Source organism: Shinella sp. HY16 (genome assembly GCF_028534175.1).
Lineage (GTDB): Bacteria > Pseudomonadota > Alphaproteobacteria > Rhizobiales > Rhizobiaceae > Shinella.
Genome location: NZ_JAHYXL010000001.1, coordinates 3359597 through 3380822, shown reverse-complemented (window position 1 = coordinate 3380822; position 21226 = coordinate 3359597). Strand labels below are relative to the sequence as shown.

Here is a 21226-nt window from a genome sequence, read left to right as displayed (position 1 = left end):
CCTTGGGAAGGGGATCCATGTTCATACCGCTGCATGACGCGAACGCCCTCAAATACATCAAGGTGCAGTATGTCACGATCAGCCTGATCGTGATTAATGTCGTCGTCTGGCTGGTGACGGGGCTTGCCTCCACGCAGGCCTTCTCGGATGCGACGGTCGTCGGCCTCGGTTATATCCCGGCTGTCGTCTTCGATTTCGCCGACCTGGAGGCAAGCCTGGTGCTGGTGCCGGAGGACGCGACCTACATCACCTATGCGTTCCTGCACGGTGATTTCATGCATCTTGCCTCGAACATGCTGTTCCTCTGGGTGTTCGGCGACAATGTCGAGGATGCGCTCGGACACTTCCGCTTCCTGCTCTTCTACCTGCTCTGCGCGGCGGCGGGAGCGCTTGTGCACGGTCTGGTGCAACCGGATTCGGAGGCGCCGCTGATCGGTGCTTCGGGTGCGATATCCGGTGTGGTGGCGGCCTATTTCCTGCTGCATCCGAAAGTGCGCGTCTGGGTGCTCGTGTTCTTCCGTATTCCCCTGCCGCTGCCGGCAGTCATTCCGCTCGCTTTCTGGATCGCCCAGCAGTTTTACATGCTGGTGGTTGACGGCGACAGCGGTGTTTCCTGGGGCGCCCATGTCGGCGGCATCCTCGCCGGCGCGCTTCTGGTGCTCGTGCTGCGGCGGCGGGGTGTGCCGCTGTTCGACCGCACCATCGTCACGCCAAAGGCGGTGCGGCATGTCGAGGCGACGCCCGTTGCTGCCGAGGAAACTGCCGCGCGCCCCTCCGTGCCGCCGACCCATTGGGGACGGTGAGCATGTCGTTCTGAGAAAATTGACGTGAACGTAAAGGCAATTTATAACCCGCCCGTTTTCACGCCGGGAGGGGCCGTGGCGCATTGTAATTGGGAAAAAAACGCGTATCGATGTCGCCAACCGACAATCAGGGCGCCTTTGAAAGGCGCATTTTCCCTCGCGGGCATTTGAAGGAAGGAAGCCATGAAGATCTTGGTCCCTGTAAAGCGGGTCGTTGATTACAACGTGAAGATTCGCGTGAAGTCGGACGGCTCGGGTGTCGAGCTTGCCAATGTGAAGATGTCGATGAACCCGTTCGACGAAATCTCCGTGGAAGAGGCTTTGCGGCTGAAGGAAGCCGGCAAGGCCGAGGAAGTGGTCGTCGTTTCGATCGGCCCGGCCAAGGCCGAGGAAACGCTGCGCACCGCGCTCGCCATGGGCGCGGACCGCGCCGTTCTGGTCGAGACGGAAGATGCCGTCGAGCCGCTCGCCGTCGCCAAGATCCTCAAGGGGGTTGCCGAAGCCGAACAGCCCGGCCTCGTCATCGTCGGCAAGCAGGCGATCGACGACGATTCGAACCAGACTGGCCAGATGCTTTCTGCGCTGCTCGGCTGGGCGCAGGCGACGTTCGCCTCCAAGGTCGAGATCGGCAACGGCTCGGCTCAGGTCACCCGCGAAGTCGACGGCGGCCTGCAGACCATCGACGTGAAGCTTCCGGCGGTCGTGACCACCGACCTTCGCCTCAACGAGCCGCGTTATGCCTCGCTGCCGAACATCATGAAGGCGAAGAAGAAGCCGCTCGACAAGAAGACGCCGGCCGATTTCGGCGTCGATACCGCCCCGCGCCTGAAGGTGCTGAAGACCGAGGAACCGTCGGGCCGCAAGGCCGGCGTCAAGGTCAAGTCGGTCGCCGAGCTGGTCGAGAAGCTCAAGACCGAAGCCGGCGTGCTCTAAAGCAGGAAAGGGAGACACTACCATGGCCATACTTCTTCTGGCAGATCACGACAACGCACACCTTTCCGACCAGACCGCCAAGGCGCTGACAGCAGCCTCCAAGATCGGCTCCGACGTGCATGTGCTCGTCGCCGGTTCCGGCGCCAAGGCTGCGGCCGAACAGGCTGCAAAGCTCTCTGGCGTTTCCAAGGTCCTGCTCGCCGACGACCAGAATCTTGCCAACAACCTGGCAGAGCCGCTGGCAGCGCTCATCGTCTCGCTTGCCGGCAACTATGACGCCATCGTCTCGGCCGCCACCTCGGTCGGCAAGAACGTTTTGCCGCGCGTTGCCGCCCTGCTCGACGTCGCACAGGTCTCCGAGATCGTCGAGGTCGTCTCGTCGGACACGTTCAAGCGTCCGATCTATGCGGGCAATGCCATCCAGACGGTTCAGTCCACCGATGCCAAGAAGGTGATCACTGTCCGCACCGCGTCCTTCGCCGCTGCCGGCGAAGGTGGAAGCGCCTCTGTCGAGACGGTCTCGGCCGCATCGAACCCGGGCCTTTCGACCCACGTCAAGGATGCCCTGTCCTCGTCGGATCGTCCGGAGCTGACCTCGGCCAAGATCATCATCTCGGGCGGGCGTGCGCTCGGTTCGTCGGAAAAGTTCCAGGAAGTCATTCTTCCGGTTGCCGACAAGCTCGGTGCGGCTGTCGGTGCGTCCCGCGCGGCCGTCGATGCGGGCTATGCGCCCAACGACTGGCAGGTCGGGCAGACGGGCAAGGTGGTTGCGCCGCAGCTCTACATCGCCTGCGGCATCTCGGGCGCCATCCAGCACCTTGCCGGCATGAAGGATTCGAAGGTCATCGTCGCCATCAACAAGGACGAGGAAGCGCCGATCTTCCAGGTCGCGGACTACGGCCTCGTCGCCGATCTCTTCGAAGCCCTGCCCGAACTCGAAAAGGCGCTTTGAGCCAGCTTTGACCCGGCTCTTTGCGACGATGATTTCACTGGAAAAATGCGTCGCGGCGCTTTATCACTTCACCGGGCCGGCTTGACCGGCCCGGTGTTTTTTTGCCTGCGCCTAGGGGCGCAGACGGTGTGATGGGGCGATTGGCGCTATGATCAAGAACGTCGGTATTGTCGGTGCGGGCCAGATGGGATGCGGTATCGCGCACGTCTCTGCCATGGCCGGATACAAGGTCCACATCTACGACCTGTCGCCGGAGCGTGTCGAAACCGGGCTTGCCACGATCAACGGCAATCTTGCCCGCCAGGTCTCCTCCGGCAAGATGACCGACGAGGAGCGCAAGGACGCACTCGCCCTGATCAAGGGATCCTCCGATATCAACGACCTCTCCGACGCCGATCTCGTCATCGAGGCGGCGACAGAGGACGAGACCGTCAAGCGCAAGATCTACGGCCAGGTCTGTTCCGTCCTGAAGCCGGAAGCGATCCTCGCCACCAACACCTCTTCGCTGTCGATCACGCGGCTCGCGTCTGCCACCGACCGCCCGGAGCGCTTCATGGGCATCCACTTCATGAACCCGGTTCCGGTCATGAAGCTGGTCGAGCTCGTGCGCGGTATCGCGACCGAAGAGGGCACGTTCTCCGCCGCAAAGGAATTTGTCGCCAAGCTCGACAAGACGATCACCGTCGCGGAGGATTTCCCGGCCTTCATCGTCAACCGCATCCTGTTGCCGATGATCAATGAGGCGATCTATACGCTTTACGAAGGCGTCGGTTCGGTGGAAGCCATCGATACCGCGATGAGGCTCGGCGCCAACCATCCGATGGGTCCGCTGCAGCTTGCCGATTTCATCGGCCTCGACACGTGCCTGTCGATCATGCAGGTACTGCATGACGGCCTCGCCGATTCGAAGTACCGCCCCTGCCCGCTGCTGGTGAAGTATGTCGAGGCCGGCTGGCTCGGCCGCAAGTCCGGACGCGGCTTCTACGATTATCGCGGCGAAGTCCCTGTCCCGACGCGCTGAGCAGCGGGACATTTCCCAAGCTTGCCCTTTCAGGGAAAAATGTTTCGTCTGCCGCAAGTGCTGCGGCAGGCCATACCTCGGATCGGGAGCGGCCGGTCGCTATTGTCTGCCCGAATTCAGGTTCCATTCGGGGTTTTTCAGATGAAACGTTTGCTCCTTCTCGGCGTGGCTCTCCTTGGCCTTGCCGCTCCGTTCTCCGCGCAGGCCGCCGACAAGCTGCTCAACGCCTCCTATGACGTGGCGCGTGAGCTTTTCGCTGCCGAGAACGAAGCCTTCGTGAAGGGGCATCCGGGTGTCACCGTCGACCAGTCGCATGGCGGCACCTCCAAGCAGGCGCGCGCCATCGTCGAAGGTCTGGAGGCGGATGTCGTGACCTTCAACCAGGTGACGGATATCGACTTCCTCGTGAAGAACGGCTTTGTCGCCGAAGGCTGGCAGCAGAAATTCCCGAACAACGCTTCGCCCTTCTACTCTTTCCCGTCCTTCCTCGTTCGCGCCGGCAACCCGAAGAACATCAAGGACTGGTCGGACCTTGCCCGTGACGACGTGAAGGTCATCTTCCCGAACCCGAAGACCTCGGGCAATGCGCGCTACACCTATCTTGCAGCGACCGCCTATGCCAAGGAAGCCTTCAACAACGATCCGGCCAAGGTCGAGGAGTTCGTCACCAAGATCTTCGACAACGTTCCGGTCTTCGACACGGGCGGCCGCGCGGCGACGACGACCTTCGTCGAGCGCGAAATCGGCGATGTCATCATCACCTTCGAGGCGGAAACCAAGTCGATCGCCAAGCAATATGGGGAGGACAAGTTCCAAAGCGTCGTACCCTCCGTCTCGCTGCTTGCCGAGTTCCCGGTCGCCATCGTCGACAAGGTGGCCGACGCCAAGGGCAGCCGTGAGCTTGCAAAGTCCTACCTCGATTTCCTTTATGCGCCAGAGGGCCAGAAGATCGCTGCCGAATTCGGCCATCGCGTCCATGACCAGACGGTCGCTGCCGAGTTCAAGGGCCAGTTCCCGGAAATCCGCCTCGTGAATGTCGATGACGTCTTCGGCGGCTGGAAGAAGATCTCCGAGGAGCACTTCGCCGAAGGCGGCGTGCTGGACAAGATCTACGGCAGCCGTTGATCCATCAACCTTCGTTTTATCGCAACCGGCGGCCGAAAGTCCGCCGGTTGTGGCATGAAAAGTGTTCGCACAAGTCCGGCCGGATGATCGCGCTCCGCACTTTTCCTGGATCAGCTTGAGAAAGGAAGCGCCTCTTGAGACGGCGTGTACTGCCCGGATTGCCGCTCGCGCTCGGCATAACTCTCGTCTATGTGGCGATCATCGTCGTGCTGCCGCTGGCTGCGCTCGTCTTCAAGGCGGCCAGCCTTGGGCCGGAGGACTACTGGCGCATCATCTCGTCGGACCGCGCTTTTGCGAGCTACCGGGTCACGGTGCTCTGCGCGCTGGCAGCAACCGCGTTCAATCTCGTCTTCGGCCTATCGCTCGCCTGGGTGCTGGTGCGTTACCGCTTTCCCGGTCGCCGGCTGGTCGATGCGCTTGTCGATCTGCCGTTCGCGCTGCCCACCGCCGTTGCGGGTATCGCGCTTACCACGCTCTTTGCGACCAACGGCTGGTTCGGCGGACCGCTCTCGCTTCTCGGTATCAAGGTCGCCTATACGCCGCTCGGCATCATCGTCGCCATGAGCTTCACCAGCATTCCCTTCATCGTGCGCACGGTGCAGCCGGTGCTGGAGGAACTGGATCCGGCGCTGGAGGAGGCGGGGCAGACGCTCGGGGCGAGCGACCTGTCGATCTTCACCGGCGTCATCCTGCCGCTCCTCACGCCGGCGCTTCTGGCCGGTGTCTCGCTCTCCTTCGCCCGCAGTCTTGGGGAATTCGGGGCCATTATCTTCATTGCCGGCAACCAGCCGTTCTCAACGGAGATCACCGCGCTGCTCGCCTTCATCCGGCTTGAGGAATACGATTACCCGGCCTCGGCCGCCATCGCCTCCGTCATGCTGCTGACGGCCTTCGTCATGCTGGCGATCACCAACCTCATGCAGGCCCGCGCCCTGCGTTATACGGCAAGGGGCTGACCATGGTGCACCCTGGAAAAGGCACGCCGCCCCGCGTCGGCGACAATCCGGTCTTCCGCCGCTCGCTCCTCGCCTTCGTGCTCGTGCTGGTCGCGCTGATGATCGTCGCGCCGCTCGTCGTCATCGCCGTCGAGGCTTTTTCACGCGGTGTCGGTTATTTTGCCGCCTCGATTGCCGATCCGGACACGCGGCACGCCATCCTGCTGACGGTCGTCACGGCGCTGATCGCGGTGCCGATCAACACGGCTTTCGGCGTTGCGGCGGCATGGGCCATCACCAAGCACGATTTCCGCGGCAAGCGGCTGCTCACTGTCGTTATCGAACTGCCTTTCTCCGTATCGCCCATCGTTGCGGGCGTCTCCTATCTCTTCGTCTATGGTCTGCAGGGCCTGTTCGGACCGGCTCTGCAATCGATGGAGATCAAGATCCTCTTCGCGCTGCCGGGCATCGTGCTGGCCAGCATGTTCGTGACCGCGCCCTTCGTGGCGCGCGAACTGATCCCGCTGATGCAGGCGCAGGGCCGCGACCTAGAGGAGGCGGCGACGTCACTGGGGGCAAGCGGCTGGCGCACATTCTTCTCCGTCACACTGCCGAACATCAAGTGGGCGCTGCTCTACGGTGTCGTGCTTTGCAATTCGCGCGTGATGGGCGAGTTCGGTGCCGTTTCCGTCGTCTCGGGCAACATCCGCGGCCAGACGAACACGCTGCCGCTGCACATCGAGCTGCTCTATCACGACTACAACGCGGCCGGTTCCTTTGCCGCCGCATCCATTCTCGCCGGTCTTGCCATCGTTACGCTTGTCGCCAAGGTGGCGCTGGAGCGGCAGGGCGCAGGCCGCGTGCAGCGCCCCTCTCAGCTGGCCGGCGCCGACAGCATCACCCCGGAGGTAAAACCGTGAAGATCCGCCTTACCAATGTGGTCAAGGAGTTCCAGACCTTTCGCGCCGTGCACGGCGTGTCGCTCGATATCGAAAGCGGGGAGCTGGTGGCATTGCTCGGCCCGTCCGGCTCCGGCAAGACGACGATCCTGCGCATGGTTGCCGGCCTCGAATATGCCGATGGCGGTGCGATCTATTTCGGCGATGAGAATGCGACGGACATTCCGGTGCGCGAGCGCGGCGTCGGTTTCGTCTTCCAGCACTATGCCCTCTTCCCGCATATGACCGTCGGCGAGAACATCGCCTTCGGCATGAAGGTCTCCAAGGTCAAGCGCTCGCCCGACGCGATCGCCAAACGTGTTGCGGAACTGCTCGATCTCGTGCAGCTCGGTGGCCTCAAGGACCGTTTCCCCGGCCAGATCTCCGGTGGCCAGCGCCAGCGTGTGGCGCTCGCCCGGGCGCTCGCCGTCGATCCCCGCGTTTTGCTGCTCGACGAGCCATTTGGTGCGCTTGATGCCAATGTGCGGCGGGACCTGCGCCGCTGGCTTCGGAAAATCCATGACGAACTGGGAATCACCACGCTCTTCGTCACACACGACCAGGAAGAGGCGCTCGACCTTGCCGACCGGGTCGTCATCCTGAACAAGGGCAAGATCGTGCAGGAGGGCACGCCCGAGGCGGTCTGCCGCAACCCGGCCGATGCCTTCGTGATGAATTTCCTCGGCGATGCGAACCGGCTCGATGCGGAGATCCGCGGCGGCAAGGCCTATGTCGGTGACGTGGCCTTCGAGGCGGGCGGTGTGGCCGATGGTAGCGGCCAGATCCTGTTCCGCCCGGCCGACGTCACCTGGCGTGAGGATGGGCAGGGCATCGCTGCGAAGATCGTGCGGGTCATCGACCGGCCGGACTCACGCCGCGTGCTGGCGCTGACGGGCAGTGGTCAGCCGGTCGAGTTCGATACGGCGCCGGAATTCCCGCACCGCAAGGGCGAAGCGGGTTTCCTCGACATCCGCCGGTCGCGCGCCTATCCAGCGGCGTGAGCGAAACCTTCTCGCGATGCCTCAGCTTTTCGGCGCAGCAAGCGCGGCTTTGATCAAGGCCTTGGCGTCGTCGCTGTCCCAGGCGGCGGGGCCGTTCATTGCCGAGATCAAGCAGCCCTTGTCATCCATCAGCAGTGTGACCGGCAGGCCAAAGGCGAGGCCTTCCTTCTTCAGGGTGTTGAACACGCCCATCGAGGCATCACGATAATAGCCGAGGTCGTTGACGCCTGTTTCGGTGAGGAAGGTTTTCGGCTTTTCGTCATCGCCCGTGTCGATGTTGATCGCCACGACCTCGAACTTGTCGCTGCCGAGCTCCTTTTCGAGCGCGTTGAGCGCCGGCATTTCCTCACGGCACGGCACGCACCAGGTGGCCCAGAGGTTGACGAGCAGGGTCTTGCCGGAAAAATCGGCGATCGTCTTCTTCTTGCCGTCGGGGCCGTCGAACACGAGATCGGGCAGCGCGCGATGCTCGTCGACCGTGCGCATGGCGGCGACCTGTCCCTTGGAAAAGGGTGTCAGGGCTTCGGCCTTCGCTGCGGTGGCCGTGCAGGCGGCGGGATCGGCGGAAGCGACCGCGCCATTGCCAGACAGGCTTTCCTTCACGTATATCGCTGCACCACCGGCGAGAAGTCCGGCGAGCCCGGCAATGGCGATCAGTTTTCCTGCCGGCAGGCCGAGTTTCTTCTTCACTGTCATTTCACTCTCCAGGACGGGACCCATGGCTGACGGCACTTCCGAGACGAAATCCTCGAACCAGATGTGGGGCGGCCGTTTCGCCTCGGGACCGGATGCGATCATGGAGGAGATAAATGCCTCCATCGGCTTCGACAAGAAGCTTTACGCTCAGGACATCCGCGGCTCAAAGGCGCATGCCGAAATGCTTAGCCACCAGGGCATCATTTCGGCGGACGATAAGGAAAAGATCGTTCACGGTCTCGACACGATCTTGTCAGAGATCGAAAGCGGCAATTTCGAGTTCTCGCGCCGCCTGGAAGACATTCACATGAATGTCGAGGCGCGGCTGGCGACGCTGATCGGTCCCGCCGCCGGACGCCTCCACACCGCCCGCTCGCGCAACGACCAGGTGGCGCTCGATTTCCGTCTGTGGGTGAAGGAAGAGCTGCAGAAGACGGAGAAGGCGCTGACGGGCCTCATCGCGGCCTTCCTCGACCGTGCCGAGGAGCACGCCGAAACCGTCATGCCCGGCTTCACCCACCTTCAGACCGCCCAACCCGTTACCTTCGGCCATCATTGCATGGCCTATGTCGAGATGTTCGGCCGCGACCGCCAGCGGGTGCGCCACGCCATCGAGCACCTCGATGAAAGCCCGATCGGTGCCGCCGCGCTTGCCGGCACGGGCTACAATATCGACCGACACATGACGGCGAAGGCGCTCGGCTTCCGCGAGCCGACCCGCAATTCCATCGATACCGTGTCGGACCGCGATTTCGCCCTGGAGTTCCTGTCGATTGCGGCGATTGCCGGCGTTCATCTGTCGCGCCTCGCCGAAGAGATCGTCATCTGGTCGACGCCGCAGTTCGGTTTCATCCGCCTGTCGGATGCCTTCTCCACCGGCTCCTCGATCATGCCGCAGAAGAAGAACCCGGATGCCGCCGAGCTGGTGCGTGCCAAGACCGGCCGCATCAACGGTTCGCTGATCGCACTCCTGACCGTCATGAAGGGTCTGCCGCTCGCCTATTCCAAGGACATGCAGGAAGACAAGGAACAGGTCTTCGACGCTGCCGAGAGCATCGAGCTGGCCATTGCCGCGATGACCGGCATGGTGCGCGACATGACCATTCGTACTGACAGGATGAAGGCGGCGGCCGGCTCCGGTTATTCCACTGCCACCGATCTTGCCGACTGGCTGGTGCGGGAAGCGGGACTTCCCTTCCGCGATGCCCATCATGTGACGGGCCGCGCCGTGGCGCTGGCCGAGAGCAAGGGCTGCGACCTTTCCGACCTGTCGCTCGAGGAGCTGCAGGCGATCCATGCCGCCATCACCGCTGACATCTTCAACGTCTTGACGGTCGAGGCCTCGGTCGCCAGCCGCAAGAGTTTTGGCGGCACAGCCCCTCTGGAGGTCCGCAAGCAGATCGCCTGGTGGCGGCAGCGCAACTGATCAGATTGCTTGCAGGACTCATCAGTAGATTAAGGGTGCACAAGGGCGGGCGAATTCGCTAAGGATGATGCCCACCCGATCACCGGCATTTCCAGGGAACGCTTCATGACACGCATCGACATCGGCAGGCTGGCTCTCGCGCTCTGCCTTTCCGCAGCGGTTCTGACCGCCTGTGGCCGCAAGGGCGATCTCGACCTGCCGGGCGGGGCTCAACCGGTCGTGAAGACCGTCGATGGCAAGAAGGTCGAGCAGGTCGAAGACAAGCCTTTCATCCTCGACCCCCTTCTCTAGTTTTGACGCAGTTCCCAACGCAAGGCCGCCGCGCGGTTTTGCCGGAACCGCCCCTGTTTAACGGACGAGACCTGTGAACCATTTCGAGCATCGCGACGGCATCCTCCATGCGGAGGACGTGCCGGTTCCGGAAATCGCCAAGACGGTCGGCACGCCCTTCTACGTCTATTCGACGGCGACGCTGGAGCGTCACTACAAGGTCTTCGCCAAGGCCTTCGACGGTGTCGATGCCATGGTGTGCTACGCTATGAAGGCGAACTCGAACCAGGCGGTGCTGAAAACGCTTGCCCGGCTTGGCGCCGGCATCGACGTGGTCTCGGAAGGCGAACTGCGCCGGGCGCTGGCCGCCGGCGTTCCTGCCTCGCGCATCATGTTCTCCGGCGTCGGCAAGACGCCGCGCGAGATGGATCTGGCGCTTGAGGTCGGCATCTACTGCTTCAACGTCGAATCCGAGCCCGAGCTTGAGGTGCTGAATGCCCGCGCCGTGAAGGCCGGCAAGGTTGCGCACGTCTCCTTCCGCATCAATCCAGACGTCGACGCCCGCACGCATGCCAAGATCTCGACGGGCAAGAAGGAAAACAAGTTCGGCATTTCCTGGGAACGCGCCCGCGCCGTCTATGCCCGCGCCGCCAGCCTGCCGGGCATCAAGGTGACCGGTATCGACATGCATATCGGCAGCCAGATCACCGAGTTGCAACCCTTCGAAGATGCCTTCAAGCTCCTGCGCGAACTCGTCGATACGCTGCGCGCCGACGGACACACGATCGATCACGTCGATGTCGGCGGTGGTCTCGGGATTCCCTACAAGACGGACAATGCGCCGCCGCCGCTTCCGGATGCCTATGCCGAAATCGTCAAGAACCAGCTCAAGGGCCTGAACTGCAAGATCGTGACCGAGCCTGGCCGGTTGATAGTCGGCAATGCCGGCATCCTCGTCACCGAGGTGATCTACGTGAAGGACGGCGGCGAGAAGACTTTCGTCATCGTCGATGCGGCCATGAACGACCTCATCCGCCCGACGCTCTACGAGGCCTGGCACGAGATCCAGCCGGTCGTCATTTCGGCGGCCAGCGCGCCGCGCATCCGGGCGGACGTGGTGGGTCCCGTCTGCGAGACCGGTGACTATCTGGCGCAGGACCGCGAGATGGCGCAGCCGAAGCCCGGCGATCTCATTGCCGTCGGGTCCGCCGGTGCCTATGGCGCCGTGCAGGCGGGCACCTACAACAGCCGTCTGCTGGTACCGGAAGTGCTGGTCAACGGGGCCGAGTTCCATGTCGTGCGGCCACGCCTCAGCTATGACGACCTGATCGGCCTCGATTCGCTTCCGGACTGGCTCGCCTGACCTTCGCAAGTGCTAAACCAGGCTGCGCGCGCGATCACGATTTTGCGTGCGCCCTCGTCTTCGCCACAAAGCATGTTATCTTTTGGCGGTGACAACCTGCAGCGGAGAGCGGCGATCGATGGCGATTGACACGCAAGGACAGCGCGAGACGGAAGCGGCCGGCAACCCGGTGGCCCGACGGCTTGCGGGCAAACGCCTTGCCGCCCAGACCATCCTCTATCTGGAGGCGCTCGCCCCGCGGGTGCTGCCGATCCTGCTTCTCGTCGCGGCGTTTCTCGCGCTGACCTGGTTCGGCTATTTTCGCCATGTTCCCACCTGGCTGCATCTTGCGACGCTGGCCGGCTTCGCGCTTGGTCTTGCCGGTCTGCTCATTCGCCTGCGCGGTATCGGCTGGCCTTCGATTGACAGGGCCTATCGCATGCTGGAGGCGCGCAATGCGCTGGCTCACCAGGCGATCCGGGTGCAGGAAGATCGGCCGGCCGGTGGCGGTGCCGTTGCCGAAGCGCTGTGGCGCGAGCACCAGAGCCGTATGGCACGGATGATCGGCGCGCTCAGGACCGGTGCGCCTGAGCCGGACATTGCCCGTCATGACCGCCATGCCCTGCGCGCCGTGCCGCTGCTCCTTGTCGCCATCGCCTTTGCCTTCTCCTATTCCAATCGCGGTGGTCTTCTGGCGGATGTGGTTACCCTTCGCGCGCCTGCCGAGACCGCGCCGGATGTGCGCATCGACGCCTGGGTGACGCCGCCGGCGCATACGTCGCGTGCACCCATTTTCCTGACCGGCAGCACGCAGGGCCAGCCGGGCGAGGCTGCCAAGGGCGAGATTCGCATTCCGCAGTTCAGCGAATTGACCGTGCGCGTTACGGGTGGCGGCGGCGATGAGCCGGTGAGTTACCAGGTGACGGGCGAGGCCACGGCGACGGCCATACGCCCGGAGGCGGAAAAGCCGAAGGATGAAAAGGCCGAGGGCCCGAAGGCCGAAGCGAAGGTGCCGGTTGCCGCGGCCAATGGCGCCAAGACCATGCGCTACAAAATCCTGAAGGACGGCACGCTCTCGGTCGCCGGCCAGACCTGGGCGTTTGCGGTCATTCCGGACCGCGTGCCGGAAATCGCCTTCGATGGTATTCCGAAAAAGACCGTCGCCTCGGCGCTGGAGATCAGCTTCGTTGCCAAGGACGACTACGGAATCCAGGAGGCTCATGCGGAGATCGTGCCGGTCGAGCAGCCGAAGGATGCACGTCCGCTCTATCCGCTGCCGGAGTACCGCCTCGACCTGCCGCGCCGCGCCGCGCGCGACGCCAAGGGCACGACAAGCCGCAACCTGTCCGAACATCCGCTTTCCGGCAAGCGTGTGAAGATCACGCTTGTTGCCAGGGATGCCGCCGGGCAGGAAGGGCGCAGCCAGCCCGTGGAGATGATCCTGCCGGCCAAGAATTTCTTCGAGCCGCTGGCCGGGGCCGTCGCTGAACAGCGGCAGGTCTTCGCACTTGATGCCAACCAGCTGCCGCATGCCATCGCGCTCAACGAGGCGCTGACGATCCGGCCGGAAGAGACGATCCCCAACCTCACGCATTACCTGCTGCTGCAATCGGCCAATGCGCGCATGAAGCTTTCCCGCACGGACGACCAGATGCGCGAGACGGCGGACTATCTCTGGGAAATCGCTCTTGGCATCGAGGACGGCAACCTGTCTTTGGCTGATCGCCGGCTGCGCGGGGCGCAGAAGGCGCTCTCCGAAGCGCTGGAGCGCAATGCCTCCGACGAGGAGATCGCCGCGCTCATGAAGGAGCTGCGTGAGGCGATGCAGGCCTATATGGAGGAGCTTGCCCGCCAGGCGGCCAAGAATGGCCAGATGCAGCAGAACGCCCAGCAGCAGGGCCAGATCCTGCGGCAGCAGGATTTGCAGCGCATGATGGATCAGATCGAGAATCTGGCCCGGTCCGGCGCGCGTGACCAGGCCCAGCAGATGCTCTCCGAACTGCAGCGCATGATGAACAACCTGCAGGCCGGTCGGCCGCAGCAGGGTCAGCAAGGCCAGCAGAACGACGCGATGCGCCAGCAGATGGACAAGCTCGGCCAGCTGATGCAGCAGCAGCAGAAATTGATGGAGCAGACCTTCCAGTTCGATCAGGCGTTGCGCGACCGCCAGCAGCGGGGCGATCCGATGCCGGGCGAGGGCGAGGAAGGCCAGCAGCAACAGCAGCCGGGCGACAATGGCGCCGGTCAGCAGTCGACCGACCAGATGACGGCCGATCAGCTTCGTGAGGCGCTGAAGAAGCTTCAGGAGCAGCAGGATGGGCTCGGCAAGCAGCTCGGGGAGATCCAGGAGGCGCTGAAGGGCATGGGGCTTGAACCTGGCGAAGGCTTTGGTCAGGCCGGTCGTGAGATGAAGGGTGCTTCCGAAGCGCTGGGCGAGGGGCAGGGCGAATCGGCCGTTGGTAGCCAGGGCCGTGCACTGGAGGCACTCCGCCAGGGCGCGCAGAACATGATGAGCCAGATGCAGGCCATGGGGCAAGGGCAAGGCCAGGGGCCGGGCGAAGGCATACCGCAGGCCGGGCGCAACGGCCGCGACCCGCTGGGCCGAGAGCGCGCACTCAACGGACAGGGCCCCGACTTCGGCGGGCCGACCAAGGTTCCGGAAGAAATCGATATCCAGCGGGCGCGTGAAATTCTGGAAGAGATCCGTCGCCGTCTGGGTACCGGATCTGCGCCCGGTTTTGAACGGGATTATCTGGAGCGGCTGCTCGGAATCCGTTGAGGCGTGGTCAGGCGGCGAGTGCCGTTGCCACGGCGCGGCGGATGTCGGGCAGGCTGAATGGCTTGCTCACCACATCGACGATCTTCGAGGCAAGGTCGTCTGCCCGCTCGCGCTGTTCGGCATAGCCGGTCATCAGCAGGATTTTCAGCGCCGGATGGGCGGCTGACGCCTTGTGGGCGAGTTCGATGCCGTCCATCACAGGCATGCGGATATCGGACAGGAGGAGATCGAAACCGCCATCCGTCAGGGCGTCGAGTCCGGCTGCACCGTCCGGCGCTTCGACGGTCTCGTGGCCGTCCATGCGCAACGCCCGCGCCACGAAGGTGCGGAGCGAATCCTCGTCTTCGGTGATCAGGATCTTGGCCATCGGTTCCCCTTTCGGTCCGTTCATCCGGCCTTGTTCCGAGGGAACGGTAGGCCGGAGCGGTGCGCCGATTCCCGGTGCCGCTCCTTGAGTGAAAAGACCAGACTTTCCTTGTCGATCGGTAAACGGCCGATGGGGGAATCTGCGGTCAGGACAGCCTCAGGCGTCCGCGTCGCCCGTCACGATGCCGACGAAGGGCAGTTCGCGGAAGGCATAGGCGACGTCCATGCCGTAGCCGGCGACGAAATGATCCGGGCATTCGAAACCGACATAATCGGCTTCGAGGTCGGTCTTGCGCTTCTCGCGCTTGTCGAGCAGCACGGCGATGGTGACGTTCTTGGCGCCGCGCTCGTACATCAGTTCCTTGGCGAAGCTGAGCGTGCGGCCGGATTCGAGGATATCGTCGATCAGGAGGATGTCACGGCCGTGTACGTCGCTATCGATGTCCTTGATGACCTTCACGCCCTGCGAAACGGTGCCGGCGCCGTAGCTCGACAGCGTGATGAATTCGACTTCCGGGGCAAGGCCGGCGGCGTGGAGGGCACGGGTGAGGTCGGCGGCGAAGATGAACGAGCCCTTGAGGACGGCGATGACGAGAAGGTCTTTCGTCGGCCCGCTGGCGATATCTGCCGCCAGTTCTTCGTTGCGCTTGGCGATCGTAGCGGCGTCGTAGAGCGTTTCGATCTTCTTTCCGCGGACAATCTGCATCGCGAGGCGGCTCCTTGGTCGTAGGCAGATCCGGCAAACCCGATGGTTTTGCGTGCGGAACTGGGAGAAACAAAGGAGCCGATTAGCACAGTCAGCGAGCGGGCGCACCCTCGGCGGCAAGCGAAACCGAGACTTTCGGTACTTTTCCGCCACTGTGCGGAATGCGCAACGCGAAGGTCTCGCTGGCACCTGGGGCGAGTGCGGCAGTTTCGAGCGAGAGACGGTGGCGGAGCGTCTTGCCAGCGCCTTCGAAGACGATGTCGACCGGCGGGACGGCGGCAGTGGTGTTGCCGCCATTGGTGAGGCGGCCATAGACGGCAAGCACCTTCATGCCGTTGCGGTCGTCGACTGTCGTGATGACGTCGGCTATGCGCAGTGTCTCGCCCGGCTCGTTCTCAGGGAGTGCGGCCTTCAGGGCGGAGAGCCCGCCGGCATAGGCAAAGACGAAGATGAAGGCTGTCGTCACGAGGCCGGCAAAGGCACGGCCTGGAAGAAGCTGCAGGCCAGCCTCGCACAGCCGGGCACTGGCCGTGGCGATGCGGAGCAGCAGGTGATGTAGCTGTTCGGCAGATGGTGCAGGGCGGGCGGCGCGGTGATTGTCATTGCTGGTGCGGGCGGCAGTGCTGCGAATGACGACGAAATCGGCGTCGACCACTTCGAGACGTGCCGGAAACGGCTTTGCATTCCTGCGGGCTGGTGTCTTCGGTTCCGGCGGCAGAAGGTCGATCCGGCCCTTCGCCTCGCGTCTTGCCCTGAAGGCGTTCATCGCGACCTCCTCGTTCCGCCTGCGCCCTTCCGCGCAAAATCATCGGCGAAAAGTCGGGCATTGAATGAAATCCTTACCAAACGTAAACCATACTGGTTAATGCTTCGGAAACCCGACCGTGAAAGAGCCGTTTTCCTGTGCGACCTCGCCAGCGAACCTGCCTCGGCGGGCAAGGGTAACCCGCTTCTAGAACCGGATTGATCATTGATTCACTTCGAGAATGTCGGACTGCGCTATGGGATGGGCCCGGAGATCCTCCGCGACCTGACCTTCGATATTCCGCGCCGGTCTTTCCAGTTTCTCACGGGGCCTTCCGGCGCCGGCAAGACGACGCTGCTGCGTCTTCTCTTCCTCTCCCTGCAGCCGACGCGCGGTATCATTCGCACCTTCGACCGGGAGATTTCCACCATTCCGCGCGACGAGCTGCCGATGTTGCGTCGGCGTATCGGCATCGTCTTTCAGGATTTTCGCCTGCTCGATCATCTCACGACCTATGAGAATGTCGCCCTTCCGCTGCGCGTGCGTGGCAAGGAGGAGGCGAGTTATCGCGCCGACGTGCTGGAACTCTTGAAATGGGTCGGGCTCGGGGAGCGAATCAACGTGCTGCCGCCGGTGTTGTCGGGCGGGGAAAAGCAGCGCGCGGCCATTGCCCGCGCCCTCATCGACCGGCCGGAACTGCTGCTTGCCGACGAGCCGACCGGCAATGTCGATCCGCCGATGGCCCGCCGGCTGCTGAGCCTCTTCCTTGAGTTGAACCGTCTCGGCACCGCCGTGGTGATCGCCACGCACGACCTGTCGCTGATGGACCAGGTGGAGGCTCGGCGTATGATCCTCTCGCAGGGACGGCTCGATATCTATGACTGACGCGCCGCACGGTACCGCCCAGGACGCCCAGCCGGCGCGCCGGCCGGAAATGAAAGTGCGCCCGACGGCACCCATCGTGCCGCAGGCGAACGTGTCCGGCAACGCGCTGATGCTCGTCATCGCCATCATGGCCTTTCTGGCCTGCCTCACCTTTGGCGCGGTCAGCATGGTGCGGGCGACGGCGGCGAGCTGGCAGAGCCAGATCTCCCGCGAGATCACCATCCAGATCAAGCCCGACGACAATCTCGACATGGAGAAGGCGCTGACGGATGCGCGTGACCTCGCGCTGACCTTCTCCGGCACGCGTGACGGCACGATCGTCGACAAGACGGCGACGGCGCGGCTGCTCGAACCCTGGCTTGGGGAAGGGCTGAACATCGACGAACTGCCGGTGCCGCGTCTCGTCATCGTGACCATCGATGAGCAGAGCCCGCCGGATTTCATGGCAATGCGGGCAGCATTGGCGCAGAAGATCCCGACGGCCTTCCTCGACGATCACCGTACCTGGGTCGATCGCCTCGTCGCCATGGCGCGCACGACGGCCTTCATCGGTACCGGCGTGCTGGTGCTGGTCTTTTCCGCCATGGTGTTGACCGTTATCTTCGCAACGCGTGGCGCGCTTTCCGGTAACCGGCACATTGTCGAAGTGCTGCATTTCGTCGGCGCGGAGGCAAGCTTTGTCGCGTCCGAGTTCCAGAAGCATTTCCTGAAGATCAGCCTGAAGGGTTCGGTGGCCGGCGGGTTCCTGGCAGCCTTGTTCTTTGCCGTCGCCGGCTTCTGGCAGGGGCGCTCCATCGCGACCCCCCAGAGCGACCAGGCGACGGCCCTGTTCGGCACCTTCTCCATGGGGTTCACGGGCTATCTCGGCATTGCCGGCACGATTGTCGTCATCGCGCTGCTGACGACGCTGACGGCCCGTTTCACCGTCATGCGGACCATCCACGAGATCGACCAGATCCGTTCCGACCCATCTCGCACCGACCAACTGCCCGACCCATGAGCCGGCCCAGACGAACCGCTGCCGCGAAACGGACCATCGGTTGCCGCAATCACGTTCTATGGACGGAATCATGAACGCGCTTGAACGGGCAAAACCGGGTCTGCCGCAGGGCGTCCGGTCTGAGGGGGAGGGGCGGCGGCGCAAGGGCCCCGTCCGCCTTGCCGTGCGTGCACTGCTCGCACTCATCCTGCTTGCCGCCGCGGCGGGTACCGGCGGCTTCCTCTATTTTGCTGAAACCGTCGCTGCGCTGGAAGCGCCGAGCGATCCGAAGGCCGATGCTATCGTGGTGTTGACCGGCGGCTACCAGCGTATCGACCGGGCAATCGGCCTGCTCAAGCAGGGAGCCGGACAGCGGCTGCTGATCTCCGGCGTCAACCCTGCCACCAGCGGCAACCAGATCCGCAAACTCACCCAGAGCTCGTCGGCGCTTTTCGAATGCTGCGTCGACATGGGCTACGAGGCGGTGGATACGATCGGCAACGCCAACGAGACGGCGCGCTGGATCAGCGATCACCAGTTCCGCCGCGTGCTCGTCGTCACCAACAACTACCATATGCCGCGCAGCCTGCTGGAGTTGAAGGTCATCGATCCCCGAACGGAGTTCATCGCCTATCCCGTCGTCAATTCGGACCTGAAGAACGGCAACTGGTTGCGCCAGCCGGGCATCGTGAAGGCGATGTTGTCGGAGTACCTCAAGTACAGCCTCGCGCATATCCGTGCCTTTGCAGGGGCGGGCAACTGGTCCGGCCTTCGCGGCGACATGGCGGGCCTTTCCGGTGGTTGAGATCGCTGCAACGGGAGTTTCCCCGTCCTTGAATATCGTGTAGGGCGAAGGAACGCGTCCCGCTGACAGGCTGCCCGATGATCGCTTTCCGTTCCGTCCTCTTCAATACCCTCTTCTACCTGAACCTCATCTTACAGATGATCATCATGACGCCGGCCTATTTCCTGCTGCCGCGCAAAAAGGCCTATGGCGTCGCCAAGAACTGGGCGAGGAGCAATCACTGGCTCTTCGACAAGGTCGTCGGTACGACGTTCGAGATCGAAGGATTGGAGAATATCCCGGCCGATGGCGGTTACATCTTCGCACCGAAGCACCAGTCCTTCTGGGATGCCTATGCGCTGCTGCCCTGGCTCGACGATCCCTTCTACATCCTCAAGCGCGAGCTGACCTGGATTCCGCTCTTTGGCTGGTATCTGAAGAAGCAGCGCATGGTGCCGGTCGATCGCAGTGCGCGTGGCAAGGTCATGGCCGCCGTCATGCAGCGCACCAAGGAAGAGATGAATTCCGGCCGCCAGCTCATCATCTATCCGGAAGGCACCCGCCGCCCGCCAGGCGCGACACCGGAATACAAATACGGCATCGCTCGCCTCTACCGGGATCTGCAGGTGCCTGTCGTGCCCGTCGTCATGCATCCGGGCCTGTTCTGGCCGCGCCGCAAGTTCATCCGTTATCCCGGCCACTTCAAGGTGCGTATCCTGCCGGCGATCGCGCCGGGCATGGATCCCGATGCCTTTCTCGCCCATCTCGTCGAGGTGATGGAGACGGCGAGCGACCGGCTGCTGGTGGAAACCGTCGCGGAAAATCCTAACCTGCCTCTGCCGCCGACGGCCGAGCAGCGGCTGGCGGAGCTGAAGGCGCACACCGCCTGATCAGGCGGGGCCTTGCGTGTGGAGGTTTTCCGCGGTGCGGCCGACGTCCTCCAGCCAATGGTCGCGGATACCCATGGCGCGCAGATGCGTCAGCGTGTTGCGCACATAGTCGATGTTGTGGCCGGACTTGCCGATGGCAGCGCTGACGGTCGTCGCCGCCTCCTCGATGGAGAGCGAGCCGGCGAACTGGTGATGGGCACGGTCGCAGATGTAGGCGAGCGTCGAGACGCGCCGGCCGTCGCCCAGCGTCGCGGCAAGCGTGCGCTCCTTGTAGACATGGGTCACCAGTTCCCGCTCGCGCAGGTAGTCGACCACGGCCTCCTGGCTTGCGGGGGCGATGCGGAAGGCAACGCCGCGGCAGGAGCCGCCGCGATCGAGGCCCAGCACGAGGCCGGGCTTGGCCTCGGTACCGCGATGGACCCAGGAGCGCACGCAGAGCGAGCGGCGGAAGCCGAAGAGATGGGCCGGCTGCTGTTCCTCGAATTCGAAGCCCGGATTCCACATCAGCGAACCGTAGCCAAAAACCCAGAATTCGTTCATATCCACCGTCACCTGGACCATCTCTCAAAAAGCCGCCGCAATTGCCGGCTTTGACGCGCTTGCGGGCAAATCATGTCCGCCACCATTGGAGAACAGCATGGCATCGTCAAGCCACGCCGGCACATCCGGCGTCACGCGCAAACTCGTCCGGCTCGCCGTTGCCGTCGTTCTCGTCGTCGCGCTCTATACGGGCGGATGGTTCTACGCCGCAAGCTGGTTGAAGGACACGCTGGATCGGCAGCTCACTGCATCCGCACAGGGCATGCATTCGGCCTCGTGCAGCAACCTTTCCGTCCGCGGCTTCCCATTCCGCATCGGCCTGTTCTGCGACGCGGTCGGTATCGACGATCGCCCGGCGGGTCTTTCGGCGACCTTCGGCGCACTTCGCTCGGCTGCGCAGGTCTATCGCCCCGGCCATGCGGTCGTCGAGCTCGACGGGCCGGCGCAGGTGCGCGTGACGCCCGATCTCGTCTTCGACGCAAACTGGGACCTCATGCGGGCAAGCGGCACTGCCTGGACGAACGGGCTCGATCGCGCCTCGGTCGCATATGACGGGCTGAAGGGCCGGCTCAACGTGCCCTCGGAGGCCGTGTCGCTTGGCGTGACGGCTGCCCACGGCGAAAAGCACATCCGCCAGTCGGGCGGTGCGCTCGATGTCGCCGCCTCCTTCGACGCGCTCTCGCTCGATCTTGGCGACAGGGTGCTGCCGCCGCTTGATGTTGCGGCCGACATGACGATTGCCGATGCGGCGACATGGATTTCCGCCGAAGGGCCGCCGGCTGGTGCGCCGCTCGGCGCGAATGTGGAGCTGCGCCGCCTGTCGCTCGACCTCGGTGACGGCAAGGTGGCGAGCCTTTCCGGCCCGCTCAGGGTGGGCGACGATGGGTATCTCTCGGGTACGCTCGATCTCGACATTGCCGGCATCACGGTCTGGCGCGACCGGATTTCCGAGGCCTTTCCGGAGATCGCGGAAACGGCGACGCAGGTCGCACAGGTGATCGAAGGCCTCTCGAAGGGTGGCGACCGGGCCGTGGTAAAACTCAATGTGCAGGAAGGGACCGTTTATCTTGGCCTCTTCCCGATCGCCTTCATCCCACCGGTCTGACGCCT

At 63.6% G+C, this 21226-nt stretch carries 22 protein-coding genes; 17 read left to right on the top strand and 5 right to left on the bottom strand.

Annotated features, from left to right (window positions below; genetic code table 11):
• Nucleotides 1-17 precede the first annotated feature (17 nt).
• The 8 genes from K0P03_RS16660 (at nucleotide 18) to K0P03_RS16625 (ending at nucleotide 7708) form a co-directional block, all read left to right on the top strand.
• On the top strand, nucleotides 18-803 hold the full coding sequence (locus tag K0P03_RS16660) for a rhomboid family intramembrane serine protease (protein WP_272790137.1): 786 nt from the start codon (nucleotides 18-20) through the stop codon (nucleotides 801-803).
• A 183-nt stretch (nucleotides 804-986) separates the two neighbouring features.
• On the top strand, nucleotides 987-1736 hold the full coding sequence (locus K0P03_RS16655) for an electron transfer flavoprotein subunit beta/FixA family protein (protein ID WP_023515811.1): 750 nt from the start codon (nucleotides 987-989) through the stop codon (nucleotides 1734-1736).
• Between the two features lie 22 nt (nucleotides 1737-1758).
• The gene (locus K0P03_RS16650; protein ID WP_024271141.1) at nucleotides 1759-2688 is read left to right on the top strand and encodes an electron transfer flavoprotein subunit alpha/FixB family protein; all 930 of its coding nucleotides are present in this window, start codon (nucleotides 1759-1761) and stop codon (nucleotides 2686-2688) included.
• A 148-nt stretch (nucleotides 2689-2836) separates the two neighbouring features.
• Nucleotides 2837-3709 (top strand): 3-hydroxybutyryl-CoA dehydrogenase, encoded by an 873-nt coding sequence (locus K0P03_RS16645; RefSeq protein ID WP_023515809.1) that lies wholly within the window; start codon nucleotides 2837-2839, stop codon nucleotides 3707-3709.
• Nucleotides 3710-3850: 141 nt separating this feature from the next.
• Nucleotides 3851-4834, top strand: coding sequence for a sulfate ABC transporter substrate-binding protein (locus K0P03_RS16640; protein WP_050745501.1), 984 nt, complete (start codon nucleotides 3851-3853; stop codon nucleotides 4832-4834).
• 134 nt (nucleotides 4835-4968) lie between these two features.
• On the top strand, nucleotides 4969-5790 hold the full coding sequence (gene cysT / locus K0P03_RS16635; protein ID WP_023515807.1) for a sulfate ABC transporter permease subunit CysT: 822 nt from the start codon (nucleotides 4969-4971) through the stop codon (nucleotides 5788-5790).
• Nucleotides 5791-5792: 2 nt separating this feature from the next.
• Nucleotides 5793-6689, top strand: coding sequence for a sulfate ABC transporter permease subunit CysW (cysW, locus tag K0P03_RS16630; protein WP_023515806.1), 897 nt, complete (start codon nucleotides 5793-5795; stop codon nucleotides 6687-6689).
• Nucleotides 6686-7708, top strand: a complete 1023-nt coding sequence (locus K0P03_RS16625) for a sulfate/molybdate ABC transporter ATP-binding protein (RefSeq protein ID WP_023515805.1) — start codon at nucleotides 6686-6688, stop codon at nucleotides 7706-7708. The genes cysW and K0P03_RS16625 overlap by 4 nt, the downstream gene beginning before the upstream one ends.
• A 21-nt stretch (nucleotides 7709-7729) precedes the next feature.
• On the opposite strand, the gene tlpA is transcribed toward K0P03_RS16625, so the two are convergent.
• Entirely contained in the window at nucleotides 7730-8404 is a 675-nt protein-coding gene (tlpA, locus tag K0P03_RS16620; RefSeq protein ID WP_023513171.1) for a thiol:disulfide interchange protein TlpA, read from the bottom strand.
• A gap of 22 nt (nucleotides 8405-8426) precedes the next feature.
• On the opposite strand from tlpA, the gene argH reads away from it, so the two are divergent.
• The 4 genes from argH to K0P03_RS16600 all read left to right on the top strand — a co-directional run bounded on the left by argH (nucleotide 8427) and on the right by K0P03_RS16600 (nucleotide 14221).
• Entirely contained in the window at nucleotides 8427-9830 is a 1404-nt protein-coding gene (argH, locus tag K0P03_RS16615; RefSeq protein WP_023513172.1) for an argininosuccinate lyase, read from the top strand.
• Between the two features lie 105 nt (nucleotides 9831-9935).
• Nucleotides 9936-10121, top strand: a complete 186-nt coding sequence (lptM, locus tag K0P03_RS16610; protein WP_023513173.1) for an LPS translocon maturation chaperone LptM — start codon at nucleotides 9936-9938, stop codon at nucleotides 10119-10121.
• A 73-nt stretch (nucleotides 10122-10194) separates the two neighbouring features.
• Entirely contained in the window at nucleotides 10195-11463 is a 1269-nt protein-coding gene (lysA, locus tag K0P03_RS16605; RefSeq protein ID WP_050745500.1) for a diaminopimelate decarboxylase, read from the top strand.
• A 118-nt stretch (nucleotides 11464-11581) separates the two neighbouring features.
• Nucleotides 11582-14221, top strand: coding sequence for a TIGR02302 family protein (locus K0P03_RS16600; RefSeq protein ID WP_272790136.1), 2640 nt, complete (start codon nucleotides 11582-11584; stop codon nucleotides 14219-14221).
• Nucleotides 14222-14228: 7 nt separating this feature from the next.
• Here K0P03_RS16600 and K0P03_RS16595 read toward each other — a convergent pair whose 3' ends face one another.
• The 3 genes from K0P03_RS16595 to K0P03_RS16585 form a co-directional block, all read right to left on the bottom strand.
• On the bottom strand, nucleotides 14229-14588 hold the full coding sequence (locus tag K0P03_RS16595; RefSeq protein WP_023513176.1) for a response regulator: 360 nt from the start codon (nucleotides 14586-14588) through the stop codon (nucleotides 14229-14231).
• Nucleotides 14589-14744: 156 nt separating this feature from the next.
• Entirely contained in the window at nucleotides 14745-15293 is a 549-nt protein-coding gene (hpt, locus tag K0P03_RS16590) for a hypoxanthine phosphoribosyltransferase (protein WP_272790135.1), read from the bottom strand.
• Nucleotides 15294-15384: 91 nt separating this feature from the next.
• The gene (locus K0P03_RS16585) at nucleotides 15385-16059 is read right to left on the bottom strand and encodes a hypothetical protein (protein ID WP_023513178.1); all 675 of its coding nucleotides are present in this window, start codon (nucleotides 16057-16059) and stop codon (nucleotides 15385-15387) included.
• Nucleotides 16060-16263: 204 nt separating this feature from the next.
• On the opposite strand from K0P03_RS16585, the gene ftsE reads away from it, so the two are divergent.
• The 4 genes from ftsE to K0P03_RS16565 all read left to right on the top strand — a co-directional run bounded on the left by ftsE (nucleotide 16264) and on the right by K0P03_RS16565 (nucleotide 19576).
• A complete protein-coding gene (ftsE, locus tag K0P03_RS16580; protein ID WP_023513179.1) occupies nucleotides 16264-16923 on the top strand; it encodes a cell division ATP-binding protein FtsE in 660 nt (219 codons plus the stop codon).
• Nucleotides 16916-17923: a cell division protein FtsX gene (locus K0P03_RS16575; protein ID WP_272790134.1), complete on the top strand. Its 1008-nt coding sequence runs from the start codon at nucleotides 16916-16918 to the stop codon at nucleotides 17921-17923. Before ftsE ends, K0P03_RS16575 begins: the two co-directional genes overlap by 8 nt.
• 70 nt (nucleotides 17924-17993) lie before the next feature.
• On the top strand, nucleotides 17994-18707 hold the full coding sequence (locus tag K0P03_RS16570; protein WP_023513181.1) for a YdcF family protein: 714 nt from the start codon (nucleotides 17994-17996) through the stop codon (nucleotides 18705-18707).
• Between the two features lie 77 nt (nucleotides 18708-18784).
• Nucleotides 18785-19576, top strand: a complete 792-nt coding sequence (locus K0P03_RS16565) for a lysophospholipid acyltransferase family protein (RefSeq protein WP_272790133.1) — start codon at nucleotides 18785-18787, stop codon at nucleotides 19574-19576.
• On the opposite strand, the gene K0P03_RS16560 is transcribed toward K0P03_RS16565, so the two are convergent.
• Nucleotides 19577-20128: a gamma-glutamylcyclotransferase gene (locus K0P03_RS16560; RefSeq protein ID WP_037405721.1), complete on the bottom strand. Its 552-nt coding sequence runs from the start codon at nucleotides 20126-20128 to the stop codon at nucleotides 19577-19579. It abuts the gene before it with no gap.
• 85 nt (nucleotides 20129-20213) lie between these two features.
• Between K0P03_RS16560 and K0P03_RS16555 the strand changes: the two genes are divergently transcribed.
• The gene (locus tag K0P03_RS16555; protein ID WP_272790132.1) at nucleotides 20214-21221 is read left to right on the top strand and encodes a DUF2125 domain-containing protein; all 1008 of its coding nucleotides are present in this window, start codon (nucleotides 20214-20216) and stop codon (nucleotides 21219-21221) included.
• Nucleotides 21222-21226 lie beyond the last annotated feature (5 nt).